The organism is Micromonospora sp. DSM 45708 (assembly GCF_039566955.1).
In the GTDB taxonomy this organism is placed as follows: domain Bacteria; phylum Actinomycetota; class Actinomycetes; order Mycobacteriales; family Micromonosporaceae; genus Micromonospora.
Genome location: NZ_CP154796.1, coordinates 1,953,980 through 1,970,818, shown reverse-complemented (window position 1 = coordinate 1,970,818; position 16,839 = coordinate 1,953,980). Strand labels below are relative to the sequence as shown.

The 16,839-nt window shown below is 70.7% G+C and carries 15 protein-coding genes; 2 read left to right on the top strand and 13 right to left on the bottom strand.

Annotated features, from left to right (window positions below):
* Nucleotides 1–280: 280 nt before the first annotated feature.
* Nucleotides 281–787, bottom strand: coding sequence for a PLL family lectin (locus VKK44_RS09010; RefSeq protein ID WP_343446392.1), 507 nt, complete (start codon nucleotides 785–787; stop codon nucleotides 281–283).
* 237 nt (nucleotides 788–1,024) lie between these two features.
* On the opposite strand from VKK44_RS09010, the gene VKK44_RS09005 reads away from it, so the two are divergent.
* Nucleotides 1,025–3,865 (top strand): AfsR/SARP family transcriptional regulator, encoded by a 2,841-nt coding sequence (locus VKK44_RS09005; RefSeq protein WP_343446391.1) that lies wholly within the window; start codon nucleotides 1,025–1,027, stop codon nucleotides 3,863–3,865.
* Between the two features lie 24 nt (nucleotides 3,866–3,889).
* Here VKK44_RS09005 and VKK44_RS09000 read toward each other — a convergent pair whose 3' ends face one another.
* The gene (locus VKK44_RS09000) at nucleotides 3,890–4,186 is read right to left on the bottom strand and encodes a hypothetical protein (RefSeq protein ID WP_343446390.1); all 297 of its coding nucleotides are present in this window, start codon (nucleotides 4,184–4,186) and stop codon (nucleotides 3,890–3,892) included.
* A gap of 155 nt (nucleotides 4,187–4,341) precedes the next feature.
* Between VKK44_RS09000 and VKK44_RS08995 the strand changes: the two genes are divergently transcribed.
* Nucleotides 4,342–4,845 carry a hypothetical protein gene (locus VKK44_RS08995; protein WP_343446389.1) on the top strand — a complete coding sequence of 168 codons (504 nt, stop codon included), beginning with the start codon at nucleotides 4,342–4,344 and terminating at the stop codon, nucleotides 4,843–4,845.
* 80 nt (nucleotides 4,846–4,925) lie between these two features.
* Here the strand turns inward: VKK44_RS08995 and VKK44_RS08990 are convergent, their stop codons facing one another.
* The 11 genes from VKK44_RS08990 to VKK44_RS08940 form a co-directional block, all read right to left on the bottom strand.
* On the bottom strand, nucleotides 4,926–5,342 hold the full coding sequence (locus tag VKK44_RS08990; protein WP_343446388.1) for a DUF305 domain-containing protein: 417 nt from the start codon (nucleotides 5,340–5,342) through the stop codon (nucleotides 4,926–4,928).
* A gap of 194 nt (nucleotides 5,343–5,536) precedes the next feature.
* The gene (locus tag VKK44_RS08985) at nucleotides 5,537–6,802 is read right to left on the bottom strand and encodes a DUF1996 domain-containing protein (RefSeq protein ID WP_343446387.1); all 1,266 of its coding nucleotides are present in this window, start codon (nucleotides 6,800–6,802) and stop codon (nucleotides 5,537–5,539) included.
* A gap of 284 nt (nucleotides 6,803–7,086) precedes the next feature.
* The gene (locus tag VKK44_RS08980; RefSeq protein ID WP_343446386.1) at nucleotides 7,087–7,896 is read right to left on the bottom strand and encodes a DUF1996 domain-containing protein; all 810 of its coding nucleotides are present in this window, start codon (nucleotides 7,894–7,896) and stop codon (nucleotides 7,087–7,089) included.
* A 259-nt stretch (nucleotides 7,897–8,155) separates the two neighbouring features.
* Entirely contained in the window at nucleotides 8,156–10,396 is a 2,241-nt protein-coding gene (locus VKK44_RS08975) for a discoidin domain-containing protein (protein WP_343446385.1), read from the bottom strand.
* Nucleotides 10,397–10,625: 229 nt separating this feature from the next.
* On the bottom strand, nucleotides 10,626–11,480 hold the full coding sequence (locus VKK44_RS08970) for a sugar phosphate isomerase/epimerase family protein (protein WP_343446384.1): 855 nt from the start codon (nucleotides 11,478–11,480) through the stop codon (nucleotides 10,626–10,628).
* Between the two features lie 8 nt (nucleotides 11,481–11,488).
* Nucleotides 11,489–12,667, bottom strand: a complete 1,179-nt coding sequence (locus tag VKK44_RS08965) for a Gfo/Idh/MocA family protein (RefSeq protein WP_343446383.1) — start codon at nucleotides 12,665–12,667, stop codon at nucleotides 11,489–11,491.
* Nucleotides 12,664–13,497 (bottom strand): sugar phosphate isomerase/epimerase family protein, encoded by an 834-nt coding sequence (locus VKK44_RS08960; RefSeq protein ID WP_343446382.1) that lies wholly within the window; start codon nucleotides 13,495–13,497, stop codon nucleotides 12,664–12,666. The genes VKK44_RS08965 and VKK44_RS08960 overlap by 4 nt, the downstream gene beginning before the upstream one ends.
* Nucleotides 13,494–13,913, bottom strand: coding sequence for a carbohydrate ABC transporter permease (locus tag VKK44_RS08955; protein WP_343446381.1), 420 nt, complete (start codon nucleotides 13,911–13,913; stop codon nucleotides 13,494–13,496). Before VKK44_RS08955 ends, VKK44_RS08960 begins: the two co-directional genes overlap by 4 nt.
* Nucleotides 13,856–14,344 carry an ABC transporter permease family protein gene (locus tag VKK44_RS08950; protein ID WP_343446380.1) on the bottom strand — a complete coding sequence of 163 codons (489 nt, stop codon included), beginning with the start codon at nucleotides 14,342–14,344 and terminating at the stop codon, nucleotides 13,856–13,858. Before VKK44_RS08950 ends, VKK44_RS08955 begins: the two co-directional genes overlap by 58 nt.
* A complete protein-coding gene (locus VKK44_RS08945; RefSeq protein WP_343446379.1) occupies nucleotides 14,341–15,318 on the bottom strand; it encodes a carbohydrate ABC transporter permease in 978 nt (325 codons plus the stop codon). Before VKK44_RS08945 ends, VKK44_RS08950 begins: the two co-directional genes overlap by 4 nt.
* On the bottom strand, nucleotides 15,319–16,641 hold the full coding sequence (locus VKK44_RS08940) for an ABC transporter substrate-binding protein (RefSeq protein WP_343446378.1): 1,323 nt from the start codon (nucleotides 16,639–16,641) through the stop codon (nucleotides 15,319–15,321).
* Nucleotides 16,642–16,839: the final 198 nt, after the last annotated feature.

The following is a 16,839-nucleotide window of genomic DNA, read 5'->3' as shown; positions in this document are numbered from 1 at the left end:
GCGCCGCGGCAGGCCGGCGGAGCGGTCGCAGTCGCACGCGCTCTGCCTCGGTGACCCGCAACTCCGGCACGGCGCCAGGTCGTGCTCGCCGCGTCACGGGCGGAGGCGGGTCGCATCGGCCCTGCCCCGACCGGGCTCCCGTGCGCGCAGATCAGCCGAGGAATGCCGTCAGCTGCTGGACGAATGCCGCCGCCGGTTCGGGCGAGGCTGAGTAGCCGGATGGGGCGGGCACCGCACGGCGCCCGCCCCACCCGACCTTCCGGCCCGCCACCGGGCAGGCCTACTGCCAGTAGTCCCGCCAGCAGCAGTTCGGCTTGTCCTGCCACTTGTAGTGCAGGAGGTTGTCGACGCCGGTCACCTTCACCCGCAGCGTGCCGCCGTTGGTGGAGAAGTAGTCCGCGTACACCCCCGTGTACGCCTTCAGTTGGCCGCCCAGCGACGCCCAGCCACTCCAGTCGCCGCCCGGCGTGAGCTGCCACTTGTGGTTCAGGTCGCCACCGGCCGCCCGGCCGAAGATCTCCAGGCGGCCGTCCTGGTTGTGGCTGACCCCGACACCACTGGAGAGCACACCGCCGAGGCTCCAGTCCCCGCTGTTGTACCCCGAGCCGGGGCTCGACTCCCAGCGGTGCCAGACAGCACCGTCGCCGCCGACCCAGAACTGTTCCTTCCGATTGTCCTTGTTCGTTTCCGTCACCACCGCTCCCCAGTCACCCGCGTAGGCGGGGTGCGGTGCCACGACGAGCCCGGCCACCATCATCGCGACCGCCATCAGGGCCGCGCCCGCCATGCTCCGCAGATTGACGACCCTCCCCTGTCGGTCCGGACCGGACCCGGCCCGTTCCCCTCGCACCATCTGCATCCGTCCCCGTCCTCTCGATCGACCCAGGCCACGACGTCCGCGGTCCTGGGATGGATCCTGGGCGGGACCGGCTGTCGAATTGCTGCCGAAACCTTGCCGTGCCGCGGCCGACACCCGTATCCCTGAACAGATCGAAGAATCGCCATTCGAGACGTCGGGGCAGACATGGTCACCTTTCGCCTGCTGGGGCCGGTGGCGGCCTGGGATCACGACCAACAAATCGATCTTGGTCGGCCGAAACAGCGCACGGTGCTCGCCGCCCTGCTCGTCAGCGCCGGCGTCGCCGTCAGCACCGAGACCCTGGTGGACCGGGTCTGGGACGACAGCCCACCGGCGCAGTCCCGAAAAGCGCTTCACGCCCACGTCTCCCGCCTGCGCGGCCTGCTCGGCAGGGTCGGCGGCCCGGACGGGAACCGGCCCCGGCTGGTCCGGCGATCCGGTGGCTACGCGATCGACGTGGACCCGGCCAGCGTCGACCTGCATCACGCCGCGCGGCTGGTCCAACAGGCCCGTGACCCCCGTACCGACGACCGGCACCGGGTGTCGTTGCTGCGGACGGCGGTCGACCTGTGGCGAGACGAGCCACTGGCCGGCATCTCCGGCCGGTGGGTCGAGCAGACCCGGCACGTCCTGCGCCAACAGCACATCGACACGGTCGTGGCATGGGCGCAGACCGAGCTGCGGCTGGGCAACGGTACGGCCCTCGTCACGCCACTCACCCACCTCACCGGCGAGTACCCGCTGACCGAACCGCTCGTCGCGGCTCTGATGCGAGCGCTGCACACGGCCGGCCGAAGCGCCCAGGCCATCGACGTCTACACCGCTGCCCGACTCCGGCTCGCCGAGGAGTTGGGGGCCGACCCGGGCCGGGAGCTCCAGGACCTGCACCTGGCGATCCTCCGCGGCGACCCGGCGGCGACCCCCGACGCCGAGCCAGCGGGCGTACCGGTCGACCCGCACCTGGTCGTTCCGGCCCAACTGCCCGCGGACGTGCCGGGCTTCACCGGACGAGACGACGCACTGGCCGCGCTGGACGACACCGGCGCCCGGGTTGTCACCATCACCGGAGCTCCCGGCATCGGCAAGACCGCACTCGCTGTCCACTGGGCACACCGGGTGGCGGGCCGGTTCCGGGACGGCGTCCTCTTCCTGAACCTGCGCGGCTTCGACCCGACCGGCAACGCCGTCGACCCGATCGAGGCACTCGGCACCCTGCTGGCGGGGCTCGGGGTGCCGGCCAGACGGATGCCCGACGGGCTCGCCGCCCGGTCGGCGCTGTACCGCTCCACGACCAGCGACAGACACCTGCTCGTCGTGCTGGACAACGCGCGCAACGCGGAGCAGGTCCGCCCGCTGCTGCCGGCCGCACCGGGCTGCCGAACGGTGGTGAACAGCCGCGACGATCTCGCCGGACTGGTCGTCGCGGACGGCGCCCATCCGGTCACGCTGGCACCGCTCGATGCGTCCGCCGCCGAGAGCCTGCTGGCCGGCAAGGTCGGCCGGGACCGGCTCGAACGCGAAAGCGACGCGGCCAGCCGCATTCTCGATCACTGCGCCGGCCTGCCGCTGGCGCTGGCCATCGCCGCCGCTCGGACCGCCATCACGCCGACCTGGAGCCTGACCGACCTGGCGGGCCAGTTGGTCGCTGGTGACGCCGGACTTGACGGGTTCGCCGGCCGCGACCCCCGCACCGACCTGCGATCCGTGTTCTCCTGGTCCTACCTGGCGTTGGAGCCTTTCACCCGGACGATGTTCCGGTTGTCCGCCGTGCACCACGGGCCGGACCTCACCGTGCCGGTCGCGGCCAGCCTCACCGGAGCCGCGCCCGACGCCGCCCGCCGGGCCCTCGGCGAACTGTGCGCGGCCCGGCTCGCCGACGAACACCGGCCCGGTCGGTACCACACTCACGACCTGCTCCGCGCCTACGCCGCCGAACTCCTCCGCGTGCACGACTCAGTCGAGGCGCATTCCGCGGCGGTCGGCCGGTTGCTCAACCACTACCTCAGCACCGCGCACACCGCCACGGGCATCCTCGACCCGCTCCCTGCCCTGCTGCCGACGCCGCCCCCGGCACCGGACGTGGCACGGGTCGCCATCGGCGACCGAAAACAGGCCCTCTCCTGGTTCCGCGACGAACACGCGGCGTTGGCCGCCACCGCCCGGCAAGCCGCCGCACTCGACCTGCCCGTCGAGGCATGGCAGCTCAGCTGGCATGTCGCCGGCTACTACGAAGCCCAGGGGTGGCGGGGCCAGTGGCTCGACCTCCAGCATGACGCGCTGCGGCTCACCGAACGCATCGGCGATCCCACCGTCACCGCACACACCCACCAGAACCTCGCCGCCGCCTACGCGGCCCAACGCCGAATCGCCGAAGCCGACCGGCACTTCGCCCGCGCCCTCGACCTGTTCACCCGAACCGGTGACCGGCACGGCCAGGCCCGCGTCCACAGCGGCCTGGGGGTACTGGCCAGCCACCGCGGCCTGCTTGAGCGAGCCGTCGAGCACACCGACCAGGCCCACCGGCTCTACACCGACGTCGGTGACCGGGTCGGCCTCGCCCGTACCCACAACAACCTCGCTGCCCTGCACATCGAGCTGCGGCAGTACCACACCGCGCTGCGGCACTGCCGCCTCGCGCTCCGACTGCACCAGGGGCTCGGTGATCGCGCCGGCCAGGCGTACCTGTTCGACAGCCTCGGCACCCTGTTTCACCGGCTCGGCCGGTACCGCGCCGCCGTCACCTGCCTCGAAGCCGCTGTCGAGGCCAGTGAGGAGAACGGCGTCCTGCTGTCCCTGGCGTACGCCCTCGACCATCTCGGTGACGTGCACCGGGCCCTCGCCGACCACCCTCGCGCTCGCCTGCACTGGCAGAAGGCCCGCGACCTCTTCGAGACGTTCGCCGGGCATGACACCGGTGCCATTAGGGACAAGCTCGATCGGCTGGACAACTGGGCGGTCGAACCGAGCGGTGTCTGGCGATCCGGCGCGAGCACCGACACGGCATAACTGGACGTTCGACCTCTATTCGTGTCAATAGCCAAACATGAGGATCACCCGGCTGGAACGGGACACGCTCACACCGGTGCTGCTCAGGCTCGCCTCACCGGCCTTCGCGCCACAGGTCGCCAAAGGTTCTCGCACCGCAACCGTGGCTGACCGTGGACCGCAGATGACATCGCCGCCGCCGGACACGAGCACGACGTCCGGCTGGTAGACCACGGACCTGCCCGGCTTCGGGGCGTAGCCGTAGCGGTTGCCGGCCGCGCCAGGGCCCGCGGAGCCGCCGGAGCCGACCAGGCCGCAGCCGGCGGTCAGTACGACGCACATCAGGGCCGCGACGCCGCCGAGTCCTCCCTATGCCGGCGCTGTGACCCGGGAAGAAGCGCAGCTTTCTAGTCAAGAGCATCAATGCGTGGTAAAAATTGCCAGGGCCGGCCCTCCGCCTCGCAAATATCTACCTCCGCTGCGATCCAGGAGACGCCATGTCAACGACCCGTCGTACCGTGCGCCGCCGCATGCTCACCTTGCTTCTCGCGGGCATCGCGGCGATCATCACCACCTTCGGCTTCAGCAGCCCCGCCTTCGCTGTCAGCCACAGCAGCGCCAGCTCTCAACTGCGCGCCGCCGGCATCGGCTGGGTTTCCAGCGGCAACTGCAGCGACCGCAACACCCCGACATGCACCTCGTTCGAGGGCATCCGGCAGTCCACGATCGACGGCATCATCACCTTCAAACGTGCCAGCGGCTGCGGCATCACCATCACCGCCGGCACCGAGACCGGGCACGCCGGTGGCACATATTCCCACTGGAACGGCTACAAGTTGGACATCGGCAAGTCGACCTGCATCAACAACTACATCTCCCAGGCCTACACCTACATGGGTTACATTTCGGGCTGGGGCTACCAGTGGCGGGCCCCATCGGGCAACCTCTACACCGACGAGGGCAACCACTGGGACATTCTCTACTACACCTGTGGCTGCTGACGGCTGAACCACCCGCGGTCGCCGCCGGCTCCCCGGCGGCGACCGCTCGGTCCCACCGGCGTCCGACGTGGCGGACAGGGTCACGGCGTGGCGGTCGTCCGCCTGAGCCAGCCGCGTTCGGTGGCCCGGGTCTGCCGCATCCGCTCCGCGAGCCGCCGGGTCTCCGGATCGCCCCCGTTGGTCTGTTCGGCGTCCGCGAGCCGCGCGCCCTGCTCCACGTGCTCACGCAGGGTCTCCCGCACGGCGCGGTCGAACGCCGCGTCGCGCAGTGAGCGCAGCACGACGAGGTCGGCCGGGACCACCATGCCGGGCAGGTCATGCCCCTCGTGCTGGTTGACCGCCGAGAGCCCCGCGCTGCCCCGCAGCCGCCTCAGGTCGTCGAGTTCCGCGCGTCGGCCCGCCGCGATCCGCCCGGCCAGGTCCCGGATCCGCTCGTCGGTGGTCTGCCCGGGTACGAGGTCGAGCGCCTTGAGCACCTGTTCATTCATCGGGATCATCAACTGGATCCAGGCCGCGTCGGTGCCGCCGAGCCTCGCCGTGGCCGGGGTTGACACGACGGGGGCCGGCGCGGTCCTTTCCGTGGCCGACCCGGTGGCGCAGCCGGCCGCCGGCACGAGGGCGAGCAGCAGCCCGGCAAGCAGAGCGGACAGCCTCGCCGGCCCGGTGCCGGGCCGGCGAGGAGGTACGACCGTCACGGCGTCCCGCTGACGCCGCACTTGATGATCGGGCGGATGCAGTCCCGTACCCGGCGCTCCATCTCCGCCACCGGCCAGGCGTTGAAGAAGTCGCCGTGCATCGTGTAGCCGGCACCGGAGGCGAGCCGGAAGCGGGCGGGGTCCCCGTTGACCGGGTACCGGATCACCTGGCGCAGCTTGGGCACGGGCACAGGGTGGCTGGCCGGGCAGTCGTTGTTCACCGGGTACGCCATGTGGCTCTGGTGGTTGGCCGAGTCCAGGTTCACCCCGTCCCAGCACTGCGGGAAGTCCAGGTACGACTCGATCATGCTGCCGGCCGGACAACTGACGAAGTTCTTCGACGGGGGTACCTCGCCATGGTGCAGGCAGGACCACCGGGCGATGCTCTGCTCCGGCGCGGTCGCCTTGGCGTTCCCGGCGACGATGCGCAGACCCAGCGGCAGCGGCTGGATCCGCGCTGTCACGTCCGGGCGGACGCCCTCGCCGAGATAGTAGAACGTGGCGATCGACGGCTCGACCGGCTGGTTGTCGACATAGAAGGTCGGGATCCAGTAGGACGAGGTGTCCACCGAGGGATTGCAGTTGCTGTTGGCGTTGAGCAGGTCGTTCACGGTGGTGTAGGCGTTCGTCACCCTGCTGCCGAAGAAGCTGTGCATGTGCGAGGCGCCGGGCAGGCCCGGAAAGACGATCGGGTCGTCCGGCAGCCGGTGGCTGAACGGACAGTCGGCGAGGAACTCGGCGACCCGGACGACGTCGCCGGGCGGCCTGGTCGACGGCGGAGCGCCACCCGTGCCGTAGACCTGAAACTCCCACAGCGACACGCCGTACTGGGTGGCCCGCTGGGTCGCGTTGACCCGGACGTACCGGCCGCTGCCGGAGACGGCGAGATCCTGTACGCCGCCGGGGCCGGTCGTGGTGCTGTAGACGGTCGTCCAGGCGGTGCCGTCGGCCGAGGTCTGCACCGTGAAGGCCCGCGCGAAGGCGGCCTCCCAGCGCAGCACCACCCGGCTGACGGTCGCGGTGGCGCCGAGGTCGACCCGCAGCCACTGCGGATCGCTGAACGCGCTGCCCCAGCGGGTGCCGTTGTCGCCGTCGACGGCGTTGGCGGCCGGCGTGCCGCCGTTCTCGGTGGTGGACGCCGTCGCCGGTCTGCCCTGGGACAGCAGGGGGTCGGCGGCGTCGGCCCGGATGCCGGTGGCGACCAGGTAGCCGCCGAGCATGGCGACGAGCGCCACGGCGAGCACGGTGGTACGCAGCCGCACGCGAGCCGGTGTCGGAGATGTTGGCAGGGACATGAGGAATCCTTCCGGGCCGGGCTACTGGTAGACGCGGACGGGACCAACTCGCGAGAGAGCGCTCTCCGACGTAACTCATTCTCAACTCGCCAACCACGGATGTCAATGGCTTCCATTGATCAGCATGAATGTCTGACGGGCGGCGGATGGTCGGGGCGCCAGGGCGGGCCCCGCTACCGGACGCGGCCGATCGTGGCCGGGCGACTCCCGCTCGACACCGAGCAACGGCCACGATCGACGCCACCTGACCGCTACGGCTTATTAGGGTCCTCACCGTAACCGTTGCACTGCCGACCCCCATTGATGCAGTAGGCCACGACATAGGCCTGGCGGGCCGCATTCCACCCGTTCATGAAGTCGTAGTGGAATGAGTAGCTGGCCCCCGAGGAATATGCCAGGCCGGCGGTGCTGGTGCCCGCCAGCTTGTACGGGAGCTTGATCTCCAGCATCGGCAGCGGGACGGGGTGGTCGGCCGGGCAGACCCCGCTCACCGGCCAGGCCATGTGCGACCTGTGGTCGGGCACGTCCAGGTGCACGCCGTCCCAGCAACTCGGTGCCTTGAGGCGCACGACCAGGGACGACCCGGAGGGGCAGGAGGCCGGCCAGTCGTTGCCCTTGTAGCCGGTGCACGACCAACTGCCCCCGAAGTGCGCCGCGTCCGGCGTCTTCACGTCCCCCACGAGCAGCTTGAACCCGGCCGGGAACGGCTTGACCGTGCGGTAGTCCTTCACCCCGGCCTTGTAGTACACGGTGACGATGCTGTTCGGCACCGGCGTGCCGTTCTGCGACAGCGTCGGGAACCAGTAACCGGACGCGTCGAGGGTGTCCTGACAGGATGTGGCACCACCGACCAGCGACTGCGGGGTGGAGTTGGCGCTGGTGGTGGGGTTGCCGATGAACGTGTGGTTGTGCGACGCGCCGGGCAGACCGGGGAAGACGATCGGGTCGTCGCTGAGCCGGTGGTTGACGTCGCAGTTGGCGTGCGCCTCCTGATACTGCGCGAAGGGCGGTTCGTCCGCCGCGAACGCCGTGCCGTTTCCACCGACCGCGGCGCTTACCACGACACTCAGGAAAACCGCGGCGAGTGGCCTGGTGACAACTCTCCGACGCCCTCCCGAAACGGCTCTGGACAAGAGCGACCTGATGCTCATCGGATCTCCTTTGGACGTAGGAACGAGCACCTATTTCCAAAAAGCTAACAATGGCCAGAGATTGAAACAATTGGTTGCCACCAGTTTGCCAAAGGGCTGGCCGACGGTGCCGCGCAACAACCCGCACAGGGGTGTCCGGCCGACCCGGGTCGGCCGGACACCCGATGATTCACGGGTAGCTGATCACGTTGTGCGGGGTCACGGAGGACGGCAGGGCCGCGTCACCGGTGTCGTTGATGACGTGGGTGATCGAACCCTTGCCCAGGGACACCGTCAGCACGTCGTGGAACCTGACGTTGGGATTGACCGGAACCTCGAAGGAGTGGTATGCGGCGATGGACGGGTCGGCGGTGAACACGCAGTAACTACCGAGCCCCCAGGCCTCGTGACTGGTCACCGAGTTTGCCACCTGGTAGGCGGCGTAGCCGGTGATGCCGTCGTGCGACCAGGCTGCCGCGCTCGGAGGGTCGTAGGGCAGCTCGTTCTGGAAGAAGATGGTCCGGCCGCCATTGCCGTTCCAGACCACGTTGTACTTCTGGAAGTGCTCGACGAACAGGCCGAGCGCGGTGACGTCGGTGCCGTTGACGACCAGGCCGGTGTCCGACGGGTTCGTGGTCCACCCGGCCCCGGCGCCGTGGTCGGCACGCCAGGCCCAGATGTGGTCGATGATCGTGTTGTTGCTGTTCACCACCAGGGCGTTGGTGACGGCGGCCGGGCCGGCGCCGCCGACGCGCAGGAACACGTCCTGGAGCGAGATCGGATTGGCGGCGTGGTCCGCGTTCGCGCCGCTCTGGCCGACCTGGAGCAGCGACGGCGACCGGGTGGTGCCGGCGTCGAAGAGCAGCCCGGCCACCTTGACCCCGTTGACGTCGGCCACGTTCATCGCGGTGACCCCGTTGTCGGCGATGAGGGTGGCGAAGCCCAGGCCGAGGACGACGGTGTCCGGCCGGGTCACGTTGATCGTCTGGCCGACGTGGTAGACCCCCGGGGTGAAGAGCAGGTTCAGGCCCTGCGCGAGCGCGCTGTTGATGGTGGCCGCCGAATCGCCCGGGTGCGCGACGTAGAACTGGGTCAGCGGCAGCGACGAGCCGGCGGTGTTGCCGGCTGCCCAGGTGACGCCGGAGCTGTTGGTACGCAGGGACGGGACGAACACCCGGTAGGCGCCCGACGAGTCCGTGTACAGGTAGGGCTTCTCGCGGCTGACCGGGGTCTTCGGCAGGACGGTGTAGGGCGGCGTCGGGAACGTGTTGGCGGGCGCCCCGGCCACACCGGAGAAGACCACGTTCCAGACGCCGCCGTTCCAGGCGCCGACCTGACTGTCCCGGGTGTACCACTGCTGCTGCGAGCACGGGCTGACCGTGCCGCTGATCCGACTGTCGGCGATGTACCCGCCGCTGGCCCACCCGCAGTTGGGCGAGGCGAGGGTCATTCCGCCGTGCACGTCCATCCGCCGGAACGGCGCCGCCTGGGCCACCGCCCACCGGTCACGGCCCGACACCGGAGTGATCGACATGTTCTCCGCCGAGCGCCAGAAGTTCTGCGTCGCGTTGCCGGCCATCCAGCCCGCGTCGACGGTGACGTCACCGTTGATCTGCACGTCGGCCGGGTTCTGCCCGAGGCCGGCGATCGAGGTGTAGAAGCCCAACTGGGCGTTGAGGCCGGTGTACGAGCCGGGCTTGAACAGCAGCGCGTACCGCTGCGTGCCGAACTGATTCGTCTCCTGCGTGGCGAACACCTGGTCCAGCTTCGACTGGATGCTGGACGACGACATCGACGGGTCGAACACGATGACGTTGGAGCCGAGGTCGCCCCCACCGGGAATGGGCGGGCCGGTCGTGGGCGGCGCGGTGGTGGGCGTCGACCCGCTGTGCACCACCAGCTCGAAGATCGAGTATCCGTAGCCGGTAGCCCGGGTGGTGCCGAACACCCGCAGGAAGCGGCCGGTACCGCTGACCGGGATGGTCTGCGTGCCGCCGCTGCCGGTGGCGGTGGAGTAGAGCGACGACCAGTTGCCGACCCCGTCGGGCGAGACCTGGATCTGGAACGCCTTCGCGTACGACGTCTGCCAGGTGAGGACGACCTCGCAGACATCGGTGCTGGCGCCGAAATCCACCTGGAGCCACTGCGGGTCGCTGAACGCGCTGGACCAGCGGGTCGTGGCACTGCCGTCCACGGCGTTGGCCGCCGACAGCCGGCTGTTCTCCACCGACGACGCGGTGGCCGGCCGGTTCAGGGCGACATTGGCGGTGCCGCAGCCGGCTGCGGCGGCGGTGGCGGTGGCGGTGGCGGTGGCGGACGGGGTGGTCACGGCGAGGGCGTAGGTGACGAACACGGCCAGCCCAGACACGGCCGCGGCGAGCGCGGACCGGCGTCTGCCGGTCCGGCTCGCCCTGCTGACGGAGCGTTGCATGACATCTCCCTGATGGGGTCAGGATGGAAGCCACCGCCGACGGCCAGGCGGCGGTGGCTCCGTGGGGACGGGTACCGAGGGGCCTTGGACGATGGCCCACGGATCGCGCACCAGTGGCGGTTGTCTGGACACTATGGGCGCCACCAGGGCCCGACAATCGGTTGCCAACATTTGCCACACTCGATCGATACCGGAACCGCAGACCCTGAATTCCCGTCTATTCAGGGAATCAGCGTCCCGCTTTCTCCGCGCGTACCCGAAGGTCCAACTCCCGAAGGTAGGCCAGGTTGTCCCGGGTCCGCTGAGCCAGCGGCACGGCGGTGGAGAAGTCCTCGACCGTCACCCACCCGTCGTAGCCGACCCGGCGCAGCGCGCCGAGATAGGCCGCCAGGTCGGCCTGCCCCTCCCGCAACGGCGCCCACTCGGCCGACCAGCGCGGTCCCCCGTCGTCCCGGGTGCCGGTCACCCGCCACGCGACGTTCTTCACGTGCACGTGCGCCAGGTACGGGCCGAGCAGCTGGAAACCGGCCAGCGGATCCTCGAACCCCTCGATGGTCAGGTTGCCGATGTCATGGATGACCCCGGCATGCTCCGGCGGCAGGCCGTCGAGCAGCCGCATCGCCGCCGACGCCGAGGCGACGATGGTGCCGTGGTGCAGCTCGACCAGCGCGGTCACCCCGTGCTCCGCCGCCCGCCCGGCGATCCACGCCAGGTCCCGGCGGGTACCGGCCATCAGCTCCCGATAGTCGCCGCTGCCCAGTAGCGGCATGGTCACCCGGACCCGTTCCGCGCCCAGCGCGGCGGCCGCGGCCAACACCCGCTCGACGTTGCCGTGGTCGGCCGCCGGCACGTACGCCCCGAGCCCGGACAGCGCCAGCCCGGCCTCGCGGGTGATCGTGGCGATCCGGGTCAACTCACCCTCCAGCCCGGTCAACGGGACGGTCGCCAGGTTGCCGGCCCAGAACCCGGGCGGCCGGGCCGGATCCTGGTCGGTGACCCGCCACTCGACACCGTCCCAGCCCTGCGCGGCCAACTGCCCGACCGTCTCCTCCGGCGTCCAGTCCGGCGTGGACGCTGTGAACACCGACCACCTCATCGCGCCACCCCCGCCCGCAGGACGGACGACACCGTGGCCGCGGAGCCCTCGACGGCGGCGAGCACGTCGTCGAAGTCGCCGGCCAGCACGGCCGGCACCGACACCGGCCGACGCAGGTGCGCCGAGAGGTAGACCGCCTTGACCACGGCGACGTCGAGCAGCGCATCGACCGCCGTGACCCCCGGTCGCCGGCCGCCGAGGATCGCCTCGACCGTGTCGTGGTACTGCCGCAGGTGCCCGGTCACGAAGGCGTCGTCGGGCTTGGTCGCCCCCCGCAGCTGCGACGGTGGCACGGCGTCGCCGGACCGGTCGGGCCCGTCGGCGTACGCGGACGGGTCCGGGCCGTCAGCGGTGTGCAGGTATTCCAGCTGGTCGTCGTGGATCACCGCGGACCCCTGCGAGCCGTGCACCTGCAATCGCACGCCCAGGCCCGGGTACGCCGCCGTGGTGGCGTGCAGCACGGCGAGCGCTCCGTCGGCGAACCGGATCGCCGCCACGGCGACGTCCTCCACCTCGATCCGCTCGTGGGCGAGGACGCCGGTGTAGGCGAACACCTCCTCGGGCCGGCCGAACAGCCACAGCAGCAGGTCCACGGTGTGCACGCCCTGGTTCATGGCGGCGCCGCCGCCGTCCTGTTCCCGGGTGCCGCGCCAGCCCGCCGAGTCGTAGTACCGCTGGCCCCGCCACCACGGCACGCTGGCCACCGCCGAGGTGAGCCGCCCCAGGTCGCCGGCGCGCACCCGGGCGGCGACCGCGACGCTCGCCGGGTCGAACCGGTGCTGGCAGACCACCGCGCAGACCTGACCGGCCGCCTCGGCGTCCGTGGCGACCCGGGCGATGCGGCGGGCCGCCGGCAGGGAGGCATCGAGGGGCTTCTCGACGAGCACGTGCACGCCGGCCGCGAGGGCCTCCTCGGCGAGGTCGGCGTGCGTACCGCTGGGCGTGCAGACCACCACCAGGTCCGCCGCGCCGGCCGCGAGGGCCTCGCCCAGCGAGGCGTACCGGGCGGGCGGCGGGCCGCCCTGCTCGCCGATCCACCCGGCGAGCCGGTCGTTGGCCTGCGGGTCCGGGTCGGCGAGCGCGGTGAGGCGCAGTCCGGGGTGCCGCAGGATCGCCCCGGCGTGGGTGCGGGCGATGACCCCGCTGCCCGTGATCACGACGTTGAGGACGGTCATCGAAGATGCACTCCTATCGAGGCGGTGAGGTTCACGAACGCGCGCGCCGCCCGGCCGAACTCGGCGGGGCCGGAGAATCCGCCGAGTTCGTGCTGGCTGGCGAGGTGCGGTTCGAGGGAGGCGAAGCCGGCATAGCCGTCGTCGCGCAGCGCGGTCAGCGTCCGCAGCAGCTGGCCGTCGCCGTGGCCGGCGGGCACGACCTCGGCGGTGGCCGCGATCGCGTCCTTGACCTGCAGATACTCCAGGTGCGGGCGCAGCAGCGCGTATCCGTCGTCGTAGGGACGCACCCCGACCTGCACGAAGTTCGCGTTGTCCCAGGCGACGCGCAGCGCGGGCGAGTCGACCGACTCGACGAGGTCGGCGACCCGCCGCGGCACATCGCCGTAGATGCCCTTCTCGTTCTCGTGCAGCAGCACGACGCCGGAGTCCTCGGCGAGGGCCGCGAAGGCCCGCATCCGCGCCAGCACCGCCGCGCGGATCTCGGCGGGGGCGACCCCGGCCGGGCGGTAGAACGAGAAGATCCGCACGTACCGGCTGCCCAGCCGGTGCGCGGCCGCCACGGCGGCGCGCAGCCGGTCGAGCTCACCGCCGTCCTCGGTGGTCACGTCGACCTTCCCGACGGGCGACGCGACCGCCGAAACCGCCATGTCACGCGCGTCGACCGCTTCCGCCAGGGCGTCCAGTTGGGCGTCGCCAAGCTCCACCACGTTGGTGCCCCACGCGCTGCGCACCTCGATGTGCCGGGCACCGAGGGCACTGAGCACCGCGAGCTGCACCGCCGGGTCGGAATCGATCTCGTCGCCGAAGCCGGACAGCGTCCACGCCGTCACTTCACACCTCCCGCGGTCAGCCCACCGACGATGTACCGCTGGAAGGCGAGGTAGAGGGCGACCACCGGGGCCGCACAGACGAGGGCGGCGGCCATCATCTGCCCGTACGGCGGGATCGCCCCGCCCTCCTGCGCCGCGCCGAAGACCTGCAGCACGACCGCCGCGGTGCGGGTGTCCACGTCGGTCATGACCGAGGCGAACAGCACGTCGTTCCAGCCGAGCAGGAAGGCGAAGATCGCCGCGACGACCAGGCCCGGCCAGCTCAGCGGGATGACGACACGCAGCAGGATCTGCCAGCTCCCGGCACCGTCCACGCGGGCGGCCTCGATCAGCTCGCCGGGCAGCTCACGCAGGTAGGTCACCATGATCCAGGTGGAGAACGGCAGCCCGAACGTGAGGTAGGTGACGACCACCACCGGGTGCCGATCGTCGGCACGCCGAGGCTGCTGCCGATCGTCGCGAAGAGCACGAAGACCGGCAGGAGGAGCAGCGTGCCGGGGATCGACTGCATGCCCAGCAGCGCGCGCAGCACGGTGCGCCGGCCTCGGAACCGGTGCCGGACCAGGACGTACGCCGAGAAGACCGCGACCGCCGCGCAGGTCACCGCCACCGTGCCGGCGACGAGCAGGCTGTTCGCGAGCCCCCGGCCGAGTGGAACGGTCGACCAGATCCGGACGTAGTTGCCGACGCTGACCCGCTCCGGCCAGAACTCACCCGCGGCCACGGCCAGGTCGGTGTTGACCGAGGCGAGGAAGACGTAGCCGACCGGCGCGCCGACGATGGTCAGCAGGAACACCGTCAGGCCGATCTGCAGTGGTCGCGGCAGCAGGCGAAGCACGGAGTTCATGCGCCGGCCTCCGGCGCGTCGAGTCTGACGGTGCGCAGATAGACCAGCAGCGGGACCAGGATCAGCGCCAGCGAGATCACGGCCATTGCCGCGCTCAGCCCGAACCGCAGGTTCTGGAAGCTCTCCACGTACGTCAGCACCGGCAGCACCTCCACGTCGTGCGGGCTCGGGACGCCGAACAGCACGAACGGCAGGGTGAAGCTGTTCACCATGTGCAGCAGCGAGATGATCGCGGCGAGCGCGACCGGGGGGCGCAGCAGCGGGAGGATGACGTGGCGCAGCTTCTCCCCCCACTGCGCGCCGTCGAGCGCGGCGGCCTCGTGCAGGCTGTCGTCGATGCCCTGCAGGCCGGCCAGGACGAGCAGGTAGACCAGCGGCCAGCCCGACCAGGCCTGCACGACGATCAGCGCAAGGTAGCTCTTCGGCCCGTTCAGCCACAGGCCGCCGGCGATGCCCAGGGTCGCGAGGCCCTGGTTGGCGACCCCGTCGGGTTGCAGGATGATCCGCCAGATGGTGCCGACGACGAAGGCGGGCAGCACGTACGGGATGAGGTAGAGGGATCGGATCAGCGACCGCCCGCGGAACGGTAGGTGGGTGGTCAGCGCGGCGGCGACCCCCAGCGGCAACGCGAGCAGCGTCGCGACCACCGCCGCGGACCCGCTGACCCAGATGGCGTGCGGCAGGCTGGTGCGGCCCACCGCCTCGACGTAGTTGCCGGCGCCGACGAACGGCGCCGACAGCCACTGCCGGAAGGTGTACTGGTCGAGGTCGAGCAGCGACATCACCAGCGCGACGACGAACGGCACGACGATGACGGTCAGGGTGAGCAGGCCGCCGGGCGCGAGCAGCCACACCGCGGCACCGCCGGCGGTCGCGGCGCGACGGCGGCGCGGCGGGGACGGGCGGGCCATCCCGGCCCGGCGCGCGTCGCCGGTGCCCGGAGCGTCTGCCGTAGCTGGGTCGGTGACCGTCATCTACTTCGCCTTGTCCAGCGCGGCCTGCGCCTCGGACTGGGCCTGGGTGAGCAGGGCGTTGACGGACGTGTCGTCGACCTTGCCGGCGGCGAGGTTCGGCACCGACTGGACGACCACGTTGACCAGCGCGAGCTGCACCTTGCTCCACCCACCGTGGAACGGGGTGCCGTGCGCCTTCGACGCGGAGTCCACGATGGCCGCGAGCGCCGGGTCGGCGACCAGCCGGTTTGCCAGCTCCGCGTTCGTCGGCAACTCGCCGAAGGTCCGGTAGTAGGCCTCCTGCGACTCGGCGGTGGTCAGCATGTTCACCAGGCGCAGCGCCAGGTTCTGGTTCTTGCTGTACTTGGCGATCACCAGGTTGTCACCGGAGAGGATGCTGGTGGCGCCGACGCCGCCCGACGGCAGGCTGGTGGCGCCCGGCGGAACGGTCGGCATGACGGCGTAGCCGTACTTCCCGGCGACCGCGGACTTGTCCAGCGTGACCTTCGAGGTCGCCGAGACCATCGGCAGGAAGGCGGCCTTGCCGGCACCGAACGCGGCGATGGCCTGGGCGTTCTTCCAGCCGGTCGCCGCCGGGTCGACGACCTTGTCGGTGGCGAGCCAGCCGAGGTACGTCTGGTAGGCCTTGACCGTGACCGGATCGGTCAGCCGCGCCTTGCCGTCGGAGACCAGCGGGTTGCCGGCCTGGATGCTCATCGCCCAGATGAACTTCCACGGGTCGAAGCCGTCGCCGTAGGCCACAGCCAGGCCGTACCTGCCGGCCCCGGTCAGCTGTCTGGCCTGTTGCCGCAGGCCGTCCCAGGTGGTGGCCGGCTTGTCGATGCCCGCCGCGGCCAGCAGTTCCTTGTTGTACGCCATGACGAACGGGCGGCTGGTGAAGGGAATGCCGACCTCGTGCGTGGCGTCCGGGCCGGAGATTCCGAGGGTGGCCGGCAGGAACCGGTCCCGGCCGCCGATCTTCGTCCACTGGTCGGCGGTGAGGTCGACGAAGGCGCCGGTGGAGTATGCCGTCGGGGTGAAGGTGGTGCCGAGGGCATAGATGTCCGGCCCCTGCCCGGAGAGCATCGATGTCTGGATCTTGGTGAGTTCGTCGGTGGGGCTGGCGAAGGTCTCGAACGTGACCTTCGCCCCGACCTGCTGCTGGAACTTCGCCGAGACGTCGGCGAACCACTGCTTCTGCTCCGTGGGATAGATCGAGTTCGCTCCGATGAGCACGTTGAGCGTCCTGCCGTTCTCGGCGGAGCTACTGGAGTCGCAGGCGGTGACGGGTATGGCGACCGTGACGGCCAGGGCCGCCGCGAGAAGTGCACGGGTGGCGTTCATCTCTGCTCCTTGGGTGGTGGCTGTCCGGAGAGGAGTGGTGTGGAAGACACATAGCCAGACGCCCGGGAATTCCCCCGGTTCGATAAACCGTGCGAGGGACCGTAACAACCATGGAAACCGAGTGGCAATCGGTTGCCATTAATTGCCATCGATGCTCTGCTGATGTGCATGAACCCCGAAGACGGGTCCTCTCCCCGT